The sequence below is a fragment of the Proteus columbae genome (assembly GCF_002777965.1).
Classification (GTDB): Bacteria; Pseudomonadota; Gammaproteobacteria; order Enterobacterales; family Enterobacteriaceae; genus Proteus; species Proteus columbae.
The window spans coordinates 263,255-285,643 of the sequence record NZ_NGVR01000023.1 but is presented as its reverse complement, the minus strand read 5'-3'; the positions used below and the strand labels follow the sequence as shown (position 1 = coordinate 285,643).

General features: G+C 38.2%; 15 protein-coding genes and 1 pseudogene. 6 read left to right on the top strand and 10 right to left on the bottom strand.

Annotation, left to right across the window (positions count from 1 at the left end; genetic code table 11):
* Nucleotides 1–177: 177 nt before the first annotated feature.
* The gene (serC, locus tag CBE70_RS12295; RefSeq protein WP_100159570.1) at nucleotides 178–1,266 is read right to left on the bottom strand and encodes a 3-phosphoserine/phosphohydroxythreonine transaminase; all 1,089 of its coding nucleotides are present in this window, start codon (nucleotides 1,264–1,266) and stop codon (nucleotides 178–180) included.
* Between the two features lie 136 nt (nucleotides 1,267–1,402).
* Here serC and CBE70_RS12290 point away from each other — a divergent pair, with 136 nt between their 5' ends.
* Nucleotides 1,403–2,836: an MFS transporter gene (locus tag CBE70_RS12290; protein WP_100159569.1), complete on the top strand. Its 1,434-nt coding sequence runs from the start codon at nucleotides 1,403–1,405 to the stop codon at nucleotides 2,834–2,836.
* A 69-nt stretch (nucleotides 2,837–2,905) separates the two neighbouring features.
* Here CBE70_RS12290 and ansB read toward each other — a convergent pair whose 3' ends face one another.
* The gene (ansB, locus tag CBE70_RS12285; RefSeq protein WP_100159568.1) at nucleotides 2,906–3,943 is read right to left on the bottom strand and encodes an L-asparaginase 2; all 1,038 of its coding nucleotides are present in this window, start codon (nucleotides 3,941–3,943) and stop codon (nucleotides 2,906–2,908) included.
* 228 nt (nucleotides 3,944–4,171) lie between these two features.
* Between ansB and ycaO the strand changes: the two genes are divergently transcribed.
* The 5 genes from ycaO (at nucleotide 4,172) to CBE70_RS12260 (ending at nucleotide 11,915) form a co-directional block, all read left to right on the top strand.
* Nucleotides 4,172–5,929: a 30S ribosomal protein S12 methylthiotransferase accessory factor YcaO gene (gene ycaO, locus CBE70_RS12280; RefSeq protein WP_100159567.1), complete on the top strand. Its 1,758-nt coding sequence runs from the start codon at nucleotides 4,172–4,174 to the stop codon at nucleotides 5,927–5,929.
* 672 nt (nucleotides 5,930–6,601) lie between these two features.
* Nucleotides 6,602–7,456 (top strand): formate transporter FocA, encoded by an 855-nt coding sequence (gene focA, locus CBE70_RS12275; protein WP_100159566.1) that lies wholly within the window; start codon nucleotides 6,602–6,604, stop codon nucleotides 7,454–7,456.
* 54 nt (nucleotides 7,457–7,510) lie between these two features.
* The gene (gene pflB, locus CBE70_RS12270) at nucleotides 7,511–9,793 is read left to right on the top strand and encodes a formate C-acetyltransferase (RefSeq protein WP_100159565.1); all 2,283 of its coding nucleotides are present in this window, start codon (nucleotides 7,511–7,513) and stop codon (nucleotides 9,791–9,793) included.
* A 108-nt stretch (nucleotides 9,794–9,901) separates the two neighbouring features.
* Entirely contained in the window at nucleotides 9,902–10,642 is a 741-nt protein-coding gene (gene pflA / locus CBE70_RS12265; protein ID WP_023581312.1) for a pyruvate formate lyase 1-activating protein, read from the top strand.
* A gap of 376 nt (nucleotides 10,643–11,018) precedes the next feature.
* A complete protein-coding gene (locus tag CBE70_RS12260) occupies nucleotides 11,019–11,915 on the top strand; it encodes a BPSS1780 family membrane protein (protein WP_100159564.1) in 897 nt (298 codons plus the stop codon).
* 141 nt (nucleotides 11,916–12,056) lie between these two features.
* On the opposite strand, the gene allD is transcribed toward CBE70_RS12260, so the two are convergent.
* The 8 genes and pseudogenes from allD to CBE70_RS12220 form a co-directional block, all read right to left on the bottom strand.
* On the bottom strand, nucleotides 12,057–13,106 hold the full coding sequence (allD, locus tag CBE70_RS12255; protein WP_100159563.1) for an ureidoglycolate dehydrogenase: 1,050 nt from the start codon (nucleotides 13,104–13,106) through the stop codon (nucleotides 12,057–12,059).
* Between the two features lie 257 nt (nucleotides 13,107–13,363).
* A complete protein-coding gene (locus tag CBE70_RS12250) occupies nucleotides 13,364–14,188 on the bottom strand; it encodes a MetQ/NlpA family ABC transporter substrate-binding protein (protein ID WP_100159562.1) in 825 nt (274 codons plus the stop codon).
* A gap of 50 nt (nucleotides 14,189–14,238) precedes the next feature.
* Nucleotides 14,239–14,925, bottom strand: a complete 687-nt coding sequence (locus CBE70_RS12245; RefSeq protein ID WP_100159561.1) for a methionine ABC transporter permease — start codon at nucleotides 14,923–14,925, stop codon at nucleotides 14,239–14,241.
* 1 nt (nucleotide 14,926) lies between these two features.
* On the bottom strand, nucleotides 14,927–15,958 hold the full coding sequence (locus CBE70_RS12240; RefSeq protein ID WP_232797396.1) for a methionine ABC transporter ATP-binding protein: 1,032 nt from the start codon (nucleotides 15,956–15,958) through the stop codon (nucleotides 14,927–14,929).
* A gap of 261 nt (nucleotides 15,959–16,219) precedes the next feature.
* Nucleotides 16,220–17,509 (bottom strand): serine--tRNA ligase, encoded by a 1,290-nt coding sequence (gene serS / locus CBE70_RS12235; RefSeq protein ID WP_100159560.1) that lies wholly within the window; start codon nucleotides 17,507–17,509, stop codon nucleotides 16,220–16,222.
* 118 nt (nucleotides 17,510–17,627) lie between these two features.
* Entirely contained in the window at nucleotides 17,628–18,977 is a 1,350-nt protein-coding gene (locus tag CBE70_RS12230; RefSeq protein ID WP_088493305.1) for a replication-associated recombination protein A, read from the bottom strand.
* A gap of 7 nt (nucleotides 18,978–18,984) precedes the next feature.
* Entirely contained in the window at nucleotides 18,985–19,593 is a 609-nt protein-coding gene (lolA, locus tag CBE70_RS12225; RefSeq protein ID WP_100159559.1) for an outer membrane lipoprotein chaperone LolA, read from the bottom strand.
* A 110-nt stretch (nucleotides 19,594–19,703) separates the two neighbouring features.
* Nucleotides 19,704–22,235, bottom strand: a pseudogene (locus CBE70_RS12220) (DNA translocase FtsK); the annotation flags it as partial.
* Nucleotides 22,236–22,389: the final 154 nt, after the last annotated feature.

Sequence of the window (22,389 nt, the reverse complement as noted above, 5' to 3'; positions counted from 1 at the left end):
AGACAAGTAAATTAAGTGGGGATGCTATTTAATTAAATATAGAATCATTTAGGTACTTATACTTTTATTTATTAATTTTATACTCGATAATTCAATTTTAATTATTAACATCTTCAATATTGAATGAATAAGAAAACCTGTATTTTAAGCAGGTTTTCTTATTCTAGATTTTATTTATTACGCATGGCGACGTTCAAAATCAGCCATAAAGTCAACTAATGCTTGAACACCTTCCAATGGCATTGCGTTATAAATTGAAGCACGCATACCACCCGATACACGGTGACCTTTTAATGCAACTAAACCTTGTGCTTCTGCCTCTTTTAAGAATACAGAATCCAGCTCAGGAGAAGACATTTGGAAAGGAACATTCATTAGTGAACGATTTTCTGTAGCAATACGATTGATATAGAAATCACTATTATCAATTGCACTATAAAGAAGCGCTGCTTTTTCATAGTTACGTTTTGCCATCTCTTGCAAACCACCTTGCTCTTTCAGCCATTTAAAGACCATACCTGATAAATACCAAGCGAAGGTAGGTGGTGTATTAAACATGGAATCATTTTCAGCAAGCACAGTATAATCAAACACAGAAGGCGTTTCTTTGCGCGCTTTACCTAATAGATCTTCACGAATAATGACAATAGTTAAACCCGCAGGACCAATATTCTTTTGTGCACCCGCATAAATAACACCAAAACGGCTAACATCTATCGGTTGAGATAAAATAGAAGATGAATAGTCAGCAATAACAATTTTACTGTCATCAAAATCTGGCTCTTCATGAATGGCAATACCATCAATGGTTTCATTTGGACAATAATGCACATAAGCAGCATCAGCACTTAATTGCCACTCTTTCATTGGCTTAACGCCAATTTTGCCATCAATTTCTGTTTTAATTTTTATAATATTTGGCGAACAATATTTTTCAGCTTCTTCGGCTGCGCTTTTAGCCCAATAACCACCATCAATATAATCAGCACTTGCTTTATCGCCTAATAAATTGAGAGGTAAAGCGGCAAAATGACCACGAGCACCTCCGTGGCAAAAAAGAATTTTGTAGTTTTCTGGCACATTGAGAAGATCACGAAGATCTTGTTCTGCCTGATGAGCAACCTCAAGAAACTCTTTACTGCGGTGGCTAATTTCCATAACCGAACGCCCAAGTTCATGCCAGTTGCATAATTCTAATTCTGCACGACGAAGGACTTCTGCCGGTAACATAGCCGGACCTGCACTAAAGTTATATACCTGACTCATTCAAATTCACCCTATCTGAATATGTTTTTACAAAATGACCTTTATCGGTTGTATCATTCCCGTTAAATTGGCGCAATGATTATTGTGAACTAACGCATAATATGCGGAGCATAAAAATAATGGTTAGGAGTGTTTTATGTCGGGGAGTGTAAATAAAAAAGAAGAAGCGAGCTGGGGAATGCTTCTTCATGGAAAAAATAGTCTAAAATCGCTTGCTTTAGCAGGAGGTGTCGCATTACATGCAATTAATGTCTATATTACGATCACAACGCTACCTTCAATTGTGCGTGATATTGGTGGGCTTAATTTATATGCTTGGAACACTACTGTTTTTATTCTAGCTTCAATTCTCTCTTCAGCATTAACTTCACGATTACTGAACGTACTTGCACCTCGCAATAGTTATCTTTTTGCCACAATTTGCTTTTTAGCAGGTTCTGTTATTTGTGCAACAGCACCCTCAATGCAGATATTACTTTTAGGGCGATTTATTCAAGGAGCTGGCGGAGGAATGTTGCTGGCACTTGCTTACTCTTTAGTCCGTGTCATGTTTCCTCAACCACTTTGGTCTAGAGCCATGGCATTAATGTCTAGCATGTGGGGGATATCGACACTATTAGGCCCTGCACTAGGCGGGATATTTGCTGAATATGATGTTTGGCGCGGTGCATTTTGGTCTATTTTATTTGTAGGTATTCCTTACGCTATTTTATTATTTACTATTCTTCCTACCGAAAATAATGCCGATAATATCGTCGCGAAAACCCCATTACCTTACCAACAGCTTATTTTATTAATGCTTGCTGTATTATCTATTTCTATTGGTAGTCTTTATAACGTTATTTTATATAATGCCTTATCTTTTGTATTTGCTTTTATCTTTATTTTACTGTTAGTCAATATTGATAAAAAATCAAATGATGGCTTATTTCCTAAAGGAACATTTTCTTTTTCTGCGCCGTTAGCACCAATATATCTCACCATGGCTTTATTAGGGATCAGTGTACAAACAGAAGTCTTTGTGCCCTATTTCTTGCAAATTATCCATAATATTACCCCACTGCTTTCAGGTTATTTAGCGGCATTGGTTGGTGCGGGTTGGTCTTTCTCTGCCATTATATCTTCATCAAGTAAACAATCTACGGCTCAGAAATTAATGCGTTTTGGCCCCATGATTAATTTTTCAGCCATTGTGATCCTTGGTTTATTTATCTCTAATGTTCTAACCATACCTTATGGACAAATTATCATTATTTGCATCGCTCTCTTTTTTACCGGTGCCGGAATTGGTATGGCATGGCCCCATTATTTAACTCGTGTGTTACACGTTTCTCAGGGACAAGAAGCTCAAAAAGCAGCAACATCCATTACCACTATCCAATTATTTTCAACAGCTGTCGGTGCCTCTATCTCAGGAACTGTAGTTAATATGGCAGGACTAACGGATCCGGGAGGTATTCTTGGTGCGCAAAATGCTGCACATTGGCTGTTTATTGTGTTTGCTTTTACGCCGTTTATGGCGTTTTTTACAGCGAAAATCGTAGTATCTCGTGCTAAAAAGAATCAATGAATATGATGTGATGTTTAATATAACAAAGCCTCACGAATGAGGCCTTGTTATTGTTTAGACTAGTTTAACTTAATACTTTTCAAAATTTTCTTGAATTTTTGCAGGATCTTGAGTTTCAGTCAGTGATAACTGTAATAACACTCTCGCTTTTTGTGGGTTTAAGCGCTCTGATGCAATAAAGCCATATTTTGCATCATCTACTTCACCATTTTGGGTGGTAAATCCTACAGGCACACGGCTTGCACGCACAACTACAACACCTTTTTTCGCACCATCAGCTAAGGTATCAAAAATATCAGTATATAAGTTACCATTACCCACACCGGCACTAACAATACCTTTGTAGCCATTATCAATAAAGGCTTTTGCAGGTAAATCAGACGCATTGGAGTAGTTATAAACAATACCAACTTTTGGCAGTTCGGTTAGTTTACTCACATCAAATGCAGCTTTATCTGCACGAGGTAATGCCGCAGTATAATAATGAACCTTGCCGTTATGCACATAACCTTGAGCCCCTGCGTTAACAGGCTGGAATGCTTGTACTTCAGTAGTATTCATTTTCACAACATCTTTACCACTGATAACCGCATTATTCATTGTGACTAATACGCCACGGTTTTCAGAAGCTTTATCACTCGCAATCACAACGGCATTAAAAAGATTTAAAGGGCCTTCAGCACCTAGTGCTGTAGCAGGACGCATTGCGCCTACCATCACAACTGGTTTTTCACAAGCAGTTGTTAAATCAAGAAAATAGGCTGTTTCTTCCATGGTATCGGTACCATGTGTTATCACGAATCCGTCAGTTTTATCGCAATCTTCATTAATTTTTTTAGCGAGTTTTAACCAAACTTGGTCATTCATATCTTGAGAACCGATATTAACGACTTGCTCACCTTTTAAATTAGCCACTTGTTTCGCTTCAGGCACCGCATTGATCAATACATCAATGCCTAATTTACCTGCCGTATAGCTAGACTGTGTTGCTGAATCACCACCGCCTGCAATCGTTCCGCCGGTTGCAAGAATAGTGACATTAGGCAAAGCGAAAACAGAACCACTGATTACAGCTAACAAACTGGCAAGCAATGTTTTCTTCATCATTTTTTCGATCCCTTATGAATTAATAAATAAATCTAATTATGATGATTTTTAATTACCAATTCCGTGATAAATCAAACGAATTTATTAAAAAAACTCATATATCAAATAAATAATGAGTTTTTTATATAGTTAGTTATTTTTCTTCATAAGAAATCGTTAGTGCATTACAGGGGATTTCAGTATCATGTGCCCCTAACTATCACCAGCAAAATATTGATGAAACCTGCCATGTCACAAACATTTATTCCTGGCAAAGATGCCGCTCTGGAAGATTCTATCGCTAGCTTTCAGCAAAAATTAACCGACTTAGGATTTAACATTGAAGAAGCTTCATGGTTAAACCCTGTTCCTAACGTTTGGTCTGTTCATATTCGTGATAAAGATTGTCCTTTATGTTTTACTAACGGTAAAGGCGCCAGCAAAAAGGCGGCATTAGCCTCTGCACTAGGCGAATACTTTGAACGTCTTTCAACCAATTATTTCTTCTCTGATTTCTGGTTAGGTGCTGATATTGCAGAAGGTGAATTTGTTCACTATCCAAGTGAGAAATGGTTCCCACTAACAGAAGATGATTCTGTTCCCGCTGGTTTATTAGATGCGCGTTTACGCGAATTTTATGATCCTGAAGGTGAGTTATGTGGTAGTGAGCTAGTTGATTTACAATCAAGTAATCATGACCGCGGAATTTGTGCTCTGCCATTTGTACGTCAATCTGATGAAAAACCTGTTTATATTCCTGTAAACATTATTGCTAATTTATATGCATCTAATGGTATGTCAGCAGGAAATACAAAGAATGAAGCTCGAGTTCAAGGGCTTTCTGAAGTTTTTGAACGTTATGTAAAAAATCGTATTATCACTGAAAGAATTAGCTTACCTGAAATTCCTAAAGAAGTTTTAGCTCGCTACCCTGCTGTTATTGAAGCGATTGAAACGTTAGAGCAAGAAGGTTTCCCAATCTTTAGCTTTGATGCATCTTTAGGAGGTCAATTCCCTGTTATTTGTGTCGTGTTATTTAACCCACAAAATGGCACCTGTTTTGCCTCTTTTGGTGCTCACCCTGATTTTGGTGTAGCTTTAGAGCGTACTGTCACTGAATTATTGCAAGGTCGTAGCCTTAAAGATCTCGATGTCTTTAATCCGCCAAGCTTTGATGATGAAGAAGTGGGTGATCACACTAACCTTGAAACACACTTTATTGATTCAAGCGGCTTAATTAGTTGGGATTTATTTAAGAAAGATGCCGATTACGCGTTTGTTGATTGGAACTTCAGTGGTACGACAGAAGAAGAGTTCTACACCTTAATGTCACTTTGCCAGCAGTGCGATGCAGAAGTCTATATCATGGACTACTCACACCTAGGTGTTTACGCTTGTCGTATTTTAGTACCGGGCTTATCTGATATTTATCCTGCTGAAGATTTACAATTAGCCAATAACATTATGGGTGTACATTGGCGTGACACTATTCTTTCTCTACCAACAAGTGAAGGCACTCAAGAAGAGTATCTTTCTCTTATTGGTCAATTTGATGAAGATGGTTTAGATGACTTTACACGTATCAGAGAGATGATTGGTATTGCTCCGGGCAAAGATAATGGTTGGAGCCATTTACGTGTAGGTGAATTAAAATCAATGTTAGCTCTTGCGGGGGGTGATCTTGATCAAGCGCTCGTTTGGGTTGAATGGACTCAAGATTTTAATGCTTCCTTATTTACGCCAGAACGTCAAAACTATTATCGCTGTTTACACAATCTCTTATTATTACAGCAAGAGACTGAACGTGAATCAGAACAATATATGCACGCATTCTCTCGTATGTATGGCGAAAAAACATTACAAGCAGCCTTAAACGCAATACAAGGCAAACAAGCATTTTACGGATTACAAACGATTGATCCTGACTTAGCTAATTTACCTGTTCATCAGTCGTTACTTGCCGCCTATGAGAAATTACAGAAAGCAAAACGTCAATCGACTAAATAAGCCTATTTTGTTTAAGGTTATTTATTAAATAATAATTAATTTTAACTGAATAATAAGCGCGTATTTAAATTGAAACACTCTATTGAAAAGTAGAGTGTTTTATTTTGCTAAAAATAAAATATTGACAGATTTGTCAATATGACAAATTTGCCATCTGACAAAATTGTCAAAATATGGCAAAAGTGACGATTTAAGGCATTTAATATGACACTATAAATACATATTGAATTTTTTCACTAAGAATTTTACTTAAACTTAGTTTAAATTGCTATTTGTTTAACCAGATCTCAAAAATTAAAAAACCTTATTTTTATAATGGATATATGTCTGGAGTAATCATTAAAGATTAACCACAAATAAAGTAATGTTTATATTTATAGCAAAAGTAAATAAGGCGTTAAATTTGATTTTTAATTCTTAACATACGGGGTTTAAATAATACTTTATATTTACTTTCTACTTTATTTATCCAGCTAGTCTAAAATTTTTTGATAATTTTTAAAAAATTTTTTTATTTTATTAATCAAATGGTTATAGCCAAAATAGCGGGTTTTTACGCACTAAAAACGGGATTCTAATGAGCGACCATGATCCATATCAATTTTAGAAGTAAGCCCCTTTGCTACTATTATTGCGTGCTATAATTATTCCAACATATAAGAGAGTGTTAGTATGAAAGCTGACAGCCCTTTTAATTTATTATCACCTGCTGATATGGCAAAAGTTGCCGATGATGCATGTTGTTATAAAGCAAATAAACATATTCCAACGACTTACTTATCTGCATTTACCGCGGGTATGTTTATATCAATTGCTTTTGTTTTTTATATTACTGCTACTACAGGTACCGCATCTGTTCCATTTGGGCTGGCTAAGTTAGTCGGTGGGATCTGCTTCTCTCTGGGGTTAATGCTCGTCGTCGTTTGTGGCGCTGACTTATTTACCTCAACTGTTCTTACTATTATTCCTAAAGCAACCGGACGTATATCTTGGGGCAAAATGTTTGCAAACTGGATAAATGTCTATCTTGGTAACTTTGTTGGCGCACTCTTTTTTGTCGCCTTAATGTGGTTCGCAGGTCAGCATATGGCGGCGAATGGGCTTTGGGGGCTTAATGTCTTACAAACAGCACAACATAAAGTTGAACACACTTTTATTGAAGCGGTTTGTTTAGGTATTTTAGCTAACTTAATGGTTTGTCTTGCAGTTTGGATGAGCTATGCAGGTCGCACGCTAATTGATAAACTCTTTGCATTAATTTTACCTATCGGTATGTTCGTTGCTAGTGGTTTTGAGCACAGTATCGCTAACATGTTTCTTATCCCTTTAGGTATTGTTATTAAGAATTTTGCACCCGCAGAATTCTGGACTAAAGTAGGTGCATCACCCGAACAATTTTCGGATTTAACAGTTTCGAATTTCCTCGCTGACAATTTATTACCTGTCACTATCGGTAACATTATTGGCGGAGCAGTCCTAGTCGGTTTGGTATACTGGTTAATGCATCTGCGTGGCGATAAACATTAATCCACGCAGGTATGACTGATTTCTTAAGTTCCATTGTAAAAAGGTAGAAGTATCATGTCTGATTTAAATGAAAAATTTGCTGAAGCATGGAAAGGTTTTTCTGAAGGTGAATGGCAGAACGGTGTTAACGTTCGTGACTTTATTCAAAAAAACTACACTCCATATGAAGGCGACGAATCTTTCCTAGCAGGTTCCACTAAAGCAACTGATACACTTTGGGAACAAGTTATGGAAGGCATCAAAATCGAAAACCGCACGCATGCGCCGGTTGATTTTGATACTTCTGTTGCTTCAACTATCACATCTCACGATGCAGGTTATATCACTAAAGATTTAGAACAAATCGTAGGTTTACAGACTGATGCACCTCTGAAACGTGCGATCATCCCATTCGGTGGTATCCGTATGGTTGAAAGTTCTTGCCAAGCTTACAACCGTGAGCTGGATCCAGAACTGAAAAAAATCTTTACTGACTACCGTAAAACTCACAACCAAGGCGTTTTCGATGTTTATACTCCAGACATCATGAAATGCCGTAAATCTGGTATCTTAACAGGTTTACCAGATGCATATGGTCGTGGCCGTATCATCGGTGACTACCGTCGTGTTGCACTGTACGGTATTGAGTTCCTGCGTAAAGATAAATTTGCCCAATTCACCTCTTTACAAGAAAGAATGGAAAAAGGCGAAGATCTGGAAATGACTATCCAACTGCGTGAAGAAATCGCAGAGCAGCACGCTGCTTTAGGTCAAATCCAAGAAATGGCTGCGAAATACGGTTACGATATTTCTCGTCCAGCACAAAACGCGAAAGAAGCAGTACAATGGACTTACTTCGGTTACTTAGCCGCTGTTAAATCTCAAAACGGTGCTGCAATGTCATTTGGTCGTGTATCTACTTTCTTAGATATTTACATCCAACGTGATATTGACGCAGGTTTACTGACAGAAGAACAAGCTCAGGAATTAATTGACCACTTAGTCATGAAATTACGTATGGTTCGTTTCTTACGTACTCCTGAATATGATGAGCTGTTCTCTGGTGACCCAATCTGGGCAACAGAATCTTTAGCTGGTATGGGTTTAGATGGTCGTACTCTGGTAACTAAGAATACTTTCCGTTTCTTAAATACCCTGTACACAATGGGTCCATCACCAGAACCAAACATGACCATCCTGTGGTCAGAACAACTGCCTATCAACTTCAAAAAATACGCAGCGAAAGTCTCAATCGATACTTCTTCAATCCAGTACGAAAATGATGACTTAATGCGCCCTGACTTCGACAGCGATGACTATGCAATCGCATGTTGTGTTAGCCCAATGGTTGTTGGTAAACAAATGCAGTTCTTCGGTGCTCGTGCAAACTTAGCGAAAACCTTACTGTATACCATCAATGGTGGTGTTGACGAAAAACTGAAAATCCAAGTAGGTCCAAAACATGCTCCAATCATGGACGAAGTATTAAACTTCGATACTGTGATGAACCAAATGGATCACTTTATGGATTGGTTAGCAACTCAGTACGTAACTGCGCTGAACGTTATCCACTACATGCACGATAAATACAGCTATGAAGCAGCTCTGATGGCACTTCATGACCGTGACGTATATCGTACAATGGCATGTGGTATCGCAGGCCTGTCTGTTGCTGCTGACTCACTGTCTGCAATCAAATATGCCAAAGTTTCTCCAATCCGTGATGAAAACGGCTTAGCTATTGACTTCAAAATTGATGGCGAATACCCACAATTTGGTAACAACGATTCTCGTGTAGATGACATCGCTTGTGACTTAGTTGAACGTTTCATGAAGAAAATTCAGAAACTGCGTACATACCGTAATGCGGTACCTACACAGTCAATCCTGACTATCACTTCAAACGTTGTTTACGGTAAGAAAACAGGTAATACCCCAGATGGCCGTCGTGCAGGTGCACCATTCGGACCAGGTGCTAACCCAATGCACGGTCGTGACCAAAAAGGTGCGGTAGCTTCTCTGACTTCTGTTGCGAAACTACCATTTGCTTATGCGAAAGATGGTATTTCTTACACCTTCTCAATCGTACCTAATGCATTAGGTAAAGATGATGATGTTCGTAAAGCAAACCTTGCTGGTCTGATGGATGGTTACTTCCACCACGAAGCAGGCATCGAAGGTGGTCAACACCTGAACGTCAACGTGATGAACCGTGAAATGCTGTTAGAAGCAATGGAAGATCCTGAGAAATATCCTCAGTTAACTATCCGTGTTTCTGGTTATGCAGTTCGCTTTAACTCACTGACTAAAGAGCAACAGCAAGACGTTATCACCCGTACATTTACACAAACAATGTAATAAAGATAACTATATGCATTTATTTACTGAGAAAGTAGATAAAATCGCTTAGAATAAAGGCCCCTACTTTGGGGCCTTTTTATTAGACAGTTTTGGAGTAACCCTGTTATGTCCGTACTTGGTCGTATCCACTCATTTGAATCCTGCGGTACTGTTGACGGTCCCGGAATACGTTTCATTGTTTTCTTTCAAGGATGCCTAATGAGATGCCTCTATTGTCACAACCGTGACACATGGGATACTCATGGTGGGCAAATCGTCACAGTTGATGAACTAATGAAAGAGGCGGTTACCTATCGTCATTTTATGAATGCTTCTGGCGGCGGTGTTACTGCTTCAGGTGGCGAAGCAATTTTGCAAGCAGAGTTTGTGCGTGATTGGTTCCGCGCTTGCCAGAAAGAAAATATCCATACCTGCCTAGATACTAACGGCTTTGTTCGTCGTTATGATCCCGTTATTGATGAATTAATGGATGCCACTGACTTAGTGATGCTCGATCTAAAACAAGTCAACGATGAGATCCACCAGAAACTGGTTGGTGTATCAAACCAGCGTACACTTGAATTCGCACGTTATTTAGCAAAACGAGGCCAAAAAACATGGGTTCGTTATGTTGTTGTACCGGGTTGGTCTGATGATGATGATTCTGCTCATCGTTTAGGCGAATTTATTAAAGATATGAAAAATATCGAAAAAGTAGAACTTCTTCCTTACCACGAACTCGGAAAACATAAATGGGTAGCTTTAGGAGAAGAATACAAATTAGATGGTATTCATCCACCGTCAAAAGAGACGATGGAAAATGTAAAATCAATTCTTGAATCTTACGGCCATAAAGTTATCTATTAAGTTATTTTACTTAATATTAATTTAAGAAGCAGCGGTTTTATAAGCGCTGCTTTTTTGTTTATAAAGTAAATTATATTGATACTAAAAAGCACTATTTTTCATTTTTCTTCATTTCTCTCATTTTATATCTCCCTATTCTTAAAAATGCTTTTTAAGAATTAATATACTTTTCATGAGATTAATGATTTTTACGCTATTTTTTATTTTGTTTTTTATTATTAAATATGAAATACACTTATCAACATATCTAAATATGTCTTTATAAGATTATCCTTAACCTATATTAGCTTCAATACAGTTGATTAATAACAAAACAAAAAGATATTATAGAGGGCTTATATTTATAAACAAAGATATTGGGATTAAGGTACAGGAAATGGAACAAGACAACAATTCATCGCAAATAGAGCCACAAGAGGTATTTACGTCGATTCCTCAAGCACGAGGAGCTTCAGGCGGAGTGCGTTGGTTAGGACTAGGATGGGATTTAATAAAAGAACGTTTTTGGATGTGGATAGGCGTTATTATTATCTACTTTATCGTTAGTCTTATTATATCAACCATTCTTGGATTTATTCCGCTAATAGGTCCAATTATCTCACCTTTTGTTACTACTGTATTAGCCGCAGGTGTCGTGGCAATTGCTCATCAACAATATGAGACTCAACGTATTGATGTTGATACTTTATTCTTTGGTTTTTATAACAAGCGTTATCTTAGCTTGATGGGTGCATATGGTATCAGTTTCCTAATTTTACTTGTGGGCTTTATTCTTGCATTTGTCGTCAGTAGTGCCGCCATGATGGATATTTTTTATGCTATCAATAGCGATTATCCTGAAGAGATTATTGCTGAAATGATGGTGGATAATTCATCCGGATTTACATTATTTTTTGTTATTATCGCTATTTTTGGTGCGTTAAGTACCGCAGCCTATTGGTTTGTTCCTGCGCTGGTATTAGTAAACGGCTATAAAGCATTCCCTGCGGTTAAAGCGAGCCTTGCGGCAGTAAAAATAAACCTATTAGGTGGTTTCTTCTTCTTTATTTTACTGTTCTTTATTCTTGCTATTAGTGTTATTCCATTTGGCTTAGGGTTACTTATTACCATCCCTCTTTCCTATACGGCAATGTATGGTTCTTATCGTGATATTTTTTATCACCATAATATAGGAAACCAAGGAAATAATGGTGGAATTGGCGGAAATGGTGGAAATGGAACCATTTCTCTTAATAAAACCGCGGAATCTAATATTGGTAAATTAGTCAGTTAATTCTTAGCATTAACTTACTTAAATAAAAAAGCAGTAGAGCGTAAATTGAACAGCACCCCAAAAGTTGAACACAAACTTTGGGGTGTTTTTCTTAAACTAAATGTGATTAATTTTTATCTCGAAGGCAATCGTCTTCTATCATTAACCCGCAAACGGGTTTTTATTATCATAAGATTTATTGTAAAGTACGTCTGATATTAAATAGTTATAAATTTCATCAACAATTTCAATACCTTCTTTTTCACTTCTTTGTTCTTCTATTTGACTATTCTCACCAGGATAAAGCACTTTCTCTACATGAGGAGCTGGCTTAATGGTATTTAACTCCCCCATAACCTGTGAGATATGTTCTCTAAATAATGTGGCATCAGTAAAGAAAGCAGGATTAATAACAATATGTAATTGGCCTAGTTCTCGCCCCTGCGTTAAATCGTGATACATCGAACTAACATGTTTACCAAAAGGAAGTCCAAGCAAGATCCCAGACAACACATCAACCATCATCATTAAGCCATAACCTTTAGGCCCAGCAATAGGCAATAACCCTTTTACTGCAAAGGGATCCGTCGTAGGTTTACCACTTTCATCGACTGCCCAAGTATCGGGAATATCGACATGACGCGAACGCGCATCGAGTACCTTGCCCCATGCCTGTACGGTTGTCGCCATATCAAACGTAATATGTTTATCACCGACGCCAGGAGCTGAAAAAGCGATAGGATTAGTGCCGTAATAGACTTCTGAGCCACCAAAAGGAACAACCATAGGATCAGATTGGCACAGCGAAATACCCACCATTCCTGCTTGTGATGCTTGTTCAACAAAGTAAGACAACGCGCCACTATGACCAATTCGCCTTACACCAACAACGGCAACTCCCTTCTCTTGTGCCATTTTAATTGCGCGTTCCATTGCATCTTTTGCTGCAACATGCCCAGCACCATTATCACCATCAAATACAGCGCTACATGGTCCCGTTTCAATATAAGTAAAATCAGGGGCCGTATTTGTACCACCTTTACTGATCCGCTCTGCATAATACTCTACACGCACAGCACCATGAGAATGAATACCTTTGGCATCAGCATGGACTAAGACATCAGCCACCGTATCAGCATGAGACTTACTCAATCCTGCATGATGTAATTTATTTTTTATTAATTGATGTAACTGCTGTTTAGAAACTATCATAGAATATGCTCTTTTGTAGGGTTCTAATTAAATAGAAATGTCATAAAATAACGGAGGTAAATTCGAGCGATAGGTCTAATTTAACAGCATAAATAGGATCTGCCGTGATCAGTTTAACCAATAGCGGATTGCGTTATATTTTTGTTAAATAGTCATTTGTTTATTAAAAACCTTTTTATAATCCCTCTCATAATAAACAAAAAAGTGGCATAATTTCTTACACCACTCTTTGATGGGTTAATTTAAAAATAGACTGATTATGGAACAGGAACTGCTTCGCCTTTAAAGGTATCTAAAATAAATTTTTTGGTTTCAGGTGCTTTTAGCTGTGCCATTAGTTTAGCAATACGCGGATCGTTTTTATCCTCTTCTCTTATAACAACTACATTGGCAAACTTACTGTTAGCCGCAGGCTCTGTATAAATAACTTCTTTGGTTAAATCGAGCCCTGCATTAATGGCAAAATGCCCATCAATAGAAGCGACATCCGCTTCACCATTTTTATAAATTTGTGGCAACAATGGGCCATCATAGGTAAATAAAAACTTAATATTACGAGGATTTTCTACGATGTCATCAATCGTAGAATCATCAGGATCAATACCATCTCGTAATTTAATTAAACCCTCATCTTGAAACAGTTTTAATATATGTCCATGCTGTGCCAGATTATTACTACTAATCATTTTTGCACCATTAGGTAAATCTTGTAAGCTTTTATATTTTTGCGAGAAAAAACGATATGGGTGCATATGTACTGCACCTGCTGATACTAATTTCCAATCAGAATGATCAGCAAGTGTTTTATTTAAATAAGGAACATGTTGAAAGAAATTTGCATCCAATTCTTTTTCTGCTAATGCCTGATTAGGAATAATGTAGTCATTAAAAATTCTAATATCTAATTCTAATCCTTCTTTAGCTAATTGCGGTTTAATAAATTCTAAAATTTCTGCATGAGGTGTACTTGATGCACCTATAATTAATTTATTCTCTGATTTTTCATCTGATGGTTTGCAAGCAGAGAGTGCTAAGCTAATAAGTAGCAGTGATCCCAGTTTTCTAAATACTGTTAATTTCATTGTTATAACCTTATTTTTAAATTTGATTTTTAATTGAATTAATTCTTTAATTAGCGTTTATCTATATTTCTTACAACACTATCTCCCAATAGCTGAATGCATAACACAATAAATAAAATCACTAATGTTGCTATCCAAACCACATCAAGATGGCTACGCTGAAAACCCTCTAAATATGCTAAGTTTCCTAATCCACCTGCACCTATTGCACCAGCAACAGCTGTTCCACCAACCAAAGATATTAATGTTACAGTTAAACCAGAAACAAGTGCGGGTGAAGATTCGGGTAATAACACCTTAAATATTAAGGTCGGTAGATTAGCTCCCATTGAGAGGCTTGCTTCTATTACACCTTTATCAACTTCACGTAATGCTAATTCAACCAATCTGGCATAAAAAGCTGCCGCAGAAATCACTAATGCAGGTAGTGCTGCATTAACACCTAATATGGTTCCCACAATTAATTTAGTAAAAGGAAATAATAAAATAATTAAAATAATAAAAGGAACTGCTCTAAAAATATTTACAATAAATGAGAGTATTCTATATATAGAAACGTGTTCTTTATAACCCTCTTTGGCTGTTAAAAATAATGCCACGCCAATTAAGATCCCTAATAAACAAGATAATGCGCCAGAAACAAGTGTCATATATAATGTATTTAATGTCTCTTCACCTAATACATTGAATTTTAAATGAGGTAAATAGCCATTAACCCAATATTGTATTTCATCCATATTACACGACCGTTATATCAAATTTATTTTTCTCAAGATATTGGATAATTTCATCCGATTTATTATTTAACTGTAAATAAACAAACCCGTTTTCTTGTGAAAAATTGCCTTTTATTAAATTAACAGGTTCATTATATTTAGAAATTAAATCATAAAGTAAATAGTCATATTTTTTACCCTCTTGCAGTAACAATTTTATTACTGTGCTTTGCTGCTTTATATTATCAATATCATCACTGTTATCTGTTACATGTACTGATTGTGATAAAAACTGTTGCGTCACTTTATGTTTTGGTTGGTTAAATATTTTAACTACTTCGCCTTGTTCAATTATTTTTCCTTGCTCAATAACGGCTACTTTATTGCATATCGCTTTTACAACTTGCATTTCATGTGTGATCAACACAATCGTAATGTTCATTTTTTGATTAATTTCAGCGAGCAATGCTAAAATTGTTTGTGTTGTTTTTGGATCTAATGCAGATGTTGCTTCATCACATAATAAAACATCCGGATTGTTTGCCAGCGCTCTTGCAATACCAACACGTTGTTTTTGCCCACCACTTAATGTTGATGGATATTCATCAGCTTTATCGGCAAGCCCAACTAACTCCATTAATTCACTCGCACGTTGAAAACGTTGCTTCTTATCTACCCCTGAAATTTCGAGTGGGAATTCAATATTCTCTCTAACTGTACGTGACCACAGTAAATTGAAATGTTGAAATATCATACCAATTGAGTGACGGATTTTACGGATCTCACGTTCACTGCTGGTGGTAATGTTGTATTTGCCAACAATCACCTCCCCTTTTGTTACAGGCTCTAAGCGATTCAATAAACGAATTAAGCTACTTTTCCCAGCACCACTATAACCAATGATGCCAAAGATATCTCCCTGCTCAATATTCAAATTAATATCATCAACAGCAATAGTTTGCTTTTTCCCTCGCAGATAAATTTTGCTGACATTTTTTAGTGTTATCATTTTAATCAACCCACCCATTAAATAGAAATCTAGACGGCTAAACATCTAGAAATCCAAAATAATGTTAATGAGAGAAATTGTCAAGCTGGGAATGAAAACACAATGAATAAAAATGGAATACCTTAGAATTAAATTATTTCTAATACTTTATTTACTAATTTTTTCACTCCATGGTAAGTCAATTAATTGGTTTTAATTGCTAATATAAAATAAATTAATAGTGACAAATATTTAATTTAGGTAATAAAAAAAACCCCTGCCTGAGCAGAGGGTTAAATTATTAATACTCAATTAATTAGATAATAATTAACCGATATATTCTAAACCGTTCATGTATGGGCGTAATACTTCTGGAATTTCAATACGGCCATCAGCCATTTGATAGTTTTCCATAATTGCCACTAAAGTACGACCAACTGCTAAGCCAGAACCATTTAAAGTATGAACAAGTTGTGTTTTCTTATCACCTTTAGCGCGGAAACGTGCTTGCATACGACGTGCTTGGAAATCCCACATATTCGAACATGAAGAGATCTCACGGTAAGTATTTTGAGCTGGAACCCAAACTTCTAAGTCGTAAGTCTTACGTGAACCAAAGCCCATATCGCCAGTGCAAAGCACAACTTTACGGTAAGGTAGATTCAGTAATTGCAGCACTTTTTCAGCGTGACCAGTTAGCTCTTCTAATGCTTCCATTGATTTTTCAGGATGAGCAATCTGAACTAGCTCAACTTTATCAAATTGGTGCATACGAATAAGGCCACGAGTATCACGACCATAAGAGCCAGCTTCTGAACGGAAACATGGTGTATGAGCCGTCATTTTCAATGGTAAGTCGTCTTCTTCAAGAATGACGTCTCTTACCATATTTGTCACAGGCACTTCCGCTGTTGGAATAAGTGCATATTGGCTTTCTGCTTCTTCTTCTAACGGTTTAGTGTGGAATAAGTCTTCACTAAATTTAGGTAGCTGACCTGTACCGTACAGAGTTGCGTGGTTAACCAAGTAAGGAACATACATTTCTTGGTAGCCGTGCTCTTCTGTATGCAGATTCAGCATAAATTGTGTGATAGCACGATGTAAACGTGCAACTTGACCTTTCATCACAACAAAACGTGAACCGGTAATTTTCACCGCAGAAGCAAAATCTAAACCATCTGTTAGTTCACCTAAAGTCACATGATCTTTTAATTCAAAATCATAAGTTTTTGGTGTTCCCCAACGAGAAACTTCAACGTTTTCGCTGTCATCTTTGCCATTTGGAACTGTATCATCTGGCATATTTGGAATAGTTAAAACGTAATCACGAATTTCCGCTTGAAGCACTTCAAGTTCGGCTTTTGCAGCTTCAAGTTTTTCACCTAACAGGTTAACTTCTTGACGAAGTGGCTCAATATCTTCACCACGCGCTTTTGCCGCACCAATGGACTTCGATCGAGAATTACGTTCTGCTTGCAGGGATTCAGTTTCAACCTGTAACACCTTGCGGCGTTCTTCTTGTTGACGGATTTTTTCCACATCGAGGGTGAACCCCCTGCGAGCCAGTTTTTCGGCGACCGCGTCTAGCTCATTACGCAGTAGATTTGGATCGAGCATGCTTATCCTGTGCTTATTGATAGATTAATAAAAACCTTCTCTCCTATCTTATAAAAAAGATATCTGAGACAAGGCATAGTTAAGAAATTAATGATAATTTAATAACCTTACCGCATCTTTACATTTTGCGATAGCGTTTTGTAACACTATTTTGATCTTGTTGAGAAAGCCAGTCTAATTTCTCTGCAACCTTGATCTCTAACCCTCTTTTTACTGGGTAATAGTACTGCGTATTTGCCATTTCTTTAGGAAAATAGACCTCTCCGGCTGCATAAGCATTAGGCTCATCATGAGCATAACGATATTCAGCGCCAAGCCCCATTTCTTTCATTAATTTTGTTGGTGCATTACGCAAATGTTCAGGCACATCATAATCAGGTTTACTTTTAGCATCAGCAATAGCGGCTTTGAATGCGGTATAAACAGCATTACTTTTTGGCGCACAAGCCAGATATACAATGGCTTGAGCGATAGCGCGCTCACCTTCTGCGGGGCCAACACGCGTAAAACAATCCCATGCAGCAATTGCCACTTGCATGGCTCGAGGATCGGCGTTTCCCACATCTTCTGATGCAATCGCCAATAAACGACGAGCAACATAAAGTGGATCGCCACCAGCTGTTATGATCCTTGCATACCAATAAAGAGCAGCATCAGGTGCAGATCCTCTGACTGATTTATGTAATGCAGAAATAAGATCGTAAAAGCGATCGCCTTTATTATCAAAACGAGCACTTCGTTCACCACTGATTTCTGTCAGTAATGCTGGTGTTAATACTCGTTTTCCTTGATTATCAACTTCAGCGATATCCGCCATCATTTCAAGCAAATTTAATGAACGGCGCGCATCACCATTAACCAATTGTGCAATCATTTTACGTGTATCATCTGGCAGAATAATATTACGCCCGCCTAAACCCCGTTCAGGATCGTCCAGCGCTTGTTGTAGCACTTGCTCAATATCAGCTTCGGTTAATGAACGTAATAGATAAACTCTTGCTCTGGATAGTAACGCTGAGTTTAATTCAAAAGAGGGATTTTCTGTTGTTGCGCCAATAAAAGTGATCGTGCCGTCTTCGATATGAGGTAAAAAGGCATCTTGTTGACTCTTATTAAAACGATGAACTTCATCAACAAACAGGATCGTTCTACGCCCTGCATTGCGGTTTTGGCGGGCAATTTCAATAGACTCTCTAATTTCTTTAATACCCGATGTCACCGCAGATAATCGTTCTATATCAGCTTGCGCATAGCGACCAATAATCTCAGCAAGAGTAGTTTTACCCGTACCAGGAGGTCCCCATAAGATCATGGAATGCAATTGACCCGCTTTAATCGCTCGAGGTAATGGTTTACCTTCAGCAAGTAAATGAGTTTGTCCGATATACTGTTCCAACGTTTCAGGTCGCATTCTTGCAGCTAAAGGTTGGAACTCATTGCGTGAAAAATCGAGTGATAAATTACTCAAAATATCCTCACTGACGTTGGTCATCCACAGTCACACCCGCAGGAGGTGTAAAGCGAAACGCGGATGCATCGATTGGCGCAGCAGTCTGTGCAGTCAATTGATAATTACTTACTTGACCGTCTTGTTCTGTGGCTGCAAATTGCTGAATTTGTCCGTTAGGTAATACTGTTATCGTAAAATGTTTTAAGTTATTTTCTACTTTTGGTGTTAACTCAAAACGATCACCTGATTGTTTTACGTCATAGTTTTGCCACTCTTTACTGTCATTACGGGCAATCAGCATAAAAGGTGTATTGGTTGTGGCGCTTTCCAGCCAAGTTGCAGTAACTTGCTCGACAAAAGGATTGTAAAACCACAATGTTTTGCCATCAGAGATCAATGTACTCTCATCCGGTGCTGTCATATGCCAATTAAACAAATCAGGGCGTTGTACTTTTAAATTTCCTTCCCCTTTTTGAATAAGTGAGCCTTCATTGCTGGTCACGGTTTGACTAAAGTTTGCTTGAAAACTATTTACTTTATTTAATCGTTGTTGCAAATCCTGACGTGCATCAGCCCAAGCGGCTTGGCTACTTATTAATGTCATCGCACACACTGCAAATAATACTTTTTTCATTCTACAAGCCTCGGCATGAGATAACGCCGACATAATGTCGGCGTATAAATTATTGATGATATGCAGATTACCACGCTATCTCATTAGCTGATAACTGTGTTTTCAAGATATTACATATCTGAAGGTGGTGGTGAAAGTACATCACGTGTATTGTTGTGGTTTGGCGCACTCACGATCCCTTGCATTTCCATCTGTTCCACAATTCTTGCCGCGCGGTTATAACCAATTCTAAATTGACGTTGTACACCAGAAATAGAAACACGTTGTTTTTCAACCACAAATTCTACAGCTTGGTCAAATAACGGATCAAGCTCTTCACCATCATCATATCCACCGCCACTATTGCCTTCACCTTCTTCGCCACATTTTGTGATAGCTTCAATATATTGAGGACGACCGCGTGCTTTCCAGTCAGTTGCCACAGCATGTACTTCATCATCACTAACAAAAGCGCCGTGAACACGCTCAGGAACAAAGCCATTCGGCGCATAAAGCATATCCCCCATACCTAATAATGACTCTGCACCACCTTGGTCTAAGATAGTTCGGGAGTCGATTTTACTCGATACAGTAAATGCAATACGGCTCGGAATATTGGCTTTAATTAAACCAGTAATAATATCAACAGAAGGTCTTTGTGTAGCAAGTACAAGGTGAATACCCGCAGCTCGCGCTTTTTGTGCTAAGCGAGCGATCAGTTCTTCAACTTTCTTACCTGCTGTCATCATTAAATCAGCAAATTCATCAACGACAACGACAATATAAGGCTCTTTTTCCAACGTCGGTATTTCTGTTGCCATGCTATCGCTTGGTTTCCAGAATGGATCAGGAATAGGACGCGCCATTGCTTCAGCTTCTTTAATTTTTTCGTTATAACCTGCGAGATTACGCACACCTAATGCTGACATAAGTTTATAACGGCGTTCCATTTCAGCCACACTCCAACGTAAAGCACTTGCGGCATCTTTCATATCGGTAACGACTTCTGTAAGAAGATGCGGAATACCTTCATAAACCGAAAGCTCAAGCATTTTAGGATCAATCATAATAAAGCGAACATCTTCTGGTTTCGCTTTATAGAGAATGCTGATGATCATCGCATTCACACCGACAGATTTACCTGAGCCTGTTGTACCAGCAACAAGTAAGTGAGGCATTTTAGCCAGATTGGCAACAACGGGCTGACCGCCGATATCTTTACCTAAAACAACGGTCAATGGAGAACGGCTATCACGAAATGCATCGCTATCTAACAACTCACGCATATATACGGTTTGACGTTTTTTGTTAGGTAATTCCAGCCCTACATAAGGTTTTCCCGGAATAACCTCAACAATACGTACCGCAATAGCAGATAATGAACGAGCTAAGTCGCGTGATAAATTTGATATACGTGCAGCTTTTACACCTGGTGCAAGTTCAAGCTCAAAACGCGTGATAACAGGTCCCGGTGAAATACCAACTACTTTGGCTTTAACACGATAATCATTAAGACGTGCTTCAATAAGTTTACCAATACGCTCAAGCTCAAACATATCAACAGGTTCATCTTCTACTGGTGGCGTTGTTAGTAGATCCAGAGAAGGCATTGGCGTTGTTGGCTTTTGCAACGGCCTATCATTGCGCATCAATAACGGATGAATTAAGGGTTGCTGTTGCTGTTGCTGTTGCTGTTGCTGTTGCTGTTGCTGTTGCTGTTGCTGTTGCTGTTGCTGTGCAAAATGCTGAGCCAGATTAGGCTGAGGCTCAATACGTGATTGCAATGCAGTTTGAGGTGCAACTTGTGGCGTAACAGGTTCTGAAACAATCGGTGTAAACACTGGCTCTATCGGATCTTCATCCAATAGATCATCAATTGGTGAGAATGCCTCTAATGCTGTGAGTTCTCTTTCTAACTCAATTTTAGGGCTGTACTCTTCCTCTTCTTCATCACGAGGCGAAATTTGTAGAAATGCATTGCTGGCTGGGTATTCAACTTTTTTCTCAATAGTTTGCGTCGGTTGCGCTGATTGTGAAGCAAACGAATGTTGAATATGAGGTTGATAACCCGTAGTTGCTTGCAATGAAGGTGATGGTGTTGATATTTGAGGTAATACTTCTTCTACGTCATCATCTAACGACACATCATCACCATAGCGATCCTGCAATTGTTGCTTAAATTGCGCTGCTAATTGTTGCTGATATTGCTCATCTTCATCAATTTCGCTGTTACTCTCTTCTGTGGAAGAGAAAGTATTTGCAGTAACCGTTGGTTCGTCACGATAATCATCTTGTTGATGACTAAATGAAGATAATGGTGTTGTAATATTTGGCTGATGGGGTTCAATAATATCCTCAGGATCAGCACTATCGTTCTCACCATAACGTTCGCGTTGCTGTTCGAGGAATTGCTGACGCAACTCTTGTTCGAAATTCGCCTGTTCTTGAATATCAGCTAACTCATCTTCGGGTTCAGATTGAACGGCTTCCTCACGACGACGCAATTCAGCTTCGCGTTGTGAAGGTATATGGATGCCATAAAGCTCACGGCGTGTTGGCAATCGCACTGGATTTGGACGTGGTAATTCAGGGCCTAGTCCTTGTTTAACTTGAGAGCCATGGCTAACAAGAGCACTAGTCGCTGCCACACCTGCTGCCACTGTCGCTGCTTGCGTTAAAGAGTCTGTATCAGGCGCTAACGAAAATGTAGGTTCAGCTCTGCCCTCAGGCATAACACTATCTGTTGATACGGACGATAGCTGTGCCATAGGTTCATTATCAAACGGCACTACAGAAGATGTATTCTCTTCTGGTATT

Coding starts and splice junctions, on each gene's coding strand:
- lolA (WP_100159559.1), bottom strand. CDS start 19,593: ATGAAAAAAGTATTATTTGCAGTGTGTGCGATGACATTAATAAGTAGC.
- serC (WP_100159570.1), bottom strand. CDS start 1,266: ATGAGTCAGGTATATAACTTTAGTGCAGGTCCGGCTATGTTACCGGCA.
- allD (WP_100159563.1), bottom strand. CDS start 13,106: ATGATAGTTTCTAAACAGCAGTTACATCAATTAATAAAAAATAAATTA.
- ansB (WP_100159568.1), bottom strand. CDS start 3,943: ATGATGAAGAAAACATTGCTTGCCAGTTTGTTAGCTGTAATCAGTGGT.
- pflB (WP_100159565.1), top strand. CDS start 7,511: ATGTCTGATTTAAATGAAAAATTTGCTGAAGCATGGAAAGGTTTTTCT.
- serS (WP_100159560.1), bottom strand. CDS start 17,509: ATGCTCGATCCAAATCTACTGCGTAATGAGCTAGACGCGGTCGCCGAA.
- CBE70_RS12250 (WP_100159562.1), bottom strand. CDS start 14,188: ATGAAATTAACAGTATTTAGAAAACTGGGATCACTGCTACTTATTAGC.
- CBE70_RS12245 (WP_100159561.1), bottom strand. CDS start 14,925: ATGGATGAAATACAATATTGGGTTAATGGCTATTTACCTCATTTAAAA.
- CBE70_RS12290 (WP_100159569.1), top strand. CDS start 1,403: ATGTCGGGGAGTGTAAATAAAAAAGAAGAAGCGAGCTGGGGAATGCTT.
- CBE70_RS12260 (WP_100159564.1), top strand. CDS start 11,019: ATGGAACAAGACAACAATTCATCGCAAATAGAGCCACAAGAGGTATTT.
- focA (WP_100159566.1), top strand. CDS start 6,602: ATGAAAGCTGACAGCCCTTTTAATTTATTATCACCTGCTGATATGGCA.
- ycaO (WP_100159567.1), top strand. CDS start 4,172: ATGTCACAAACATTTATTCCTGGCAAAGATGCCGCTCTGGAAGATTCT.
- CBE70_RS12240 (WP_232797396.1), bottom strand. CDS start 15,958: ATGTTTAGCCGTCTAGATTTCTATTTAATGGGTGGGTTGATTAAAATG.
- pflA (WP_023581312.1), top strand. CDS start 9,902: ATGTCCGTACTTGGTCGTATCCACTCATTTGAATCCTGCGGTACTGTT.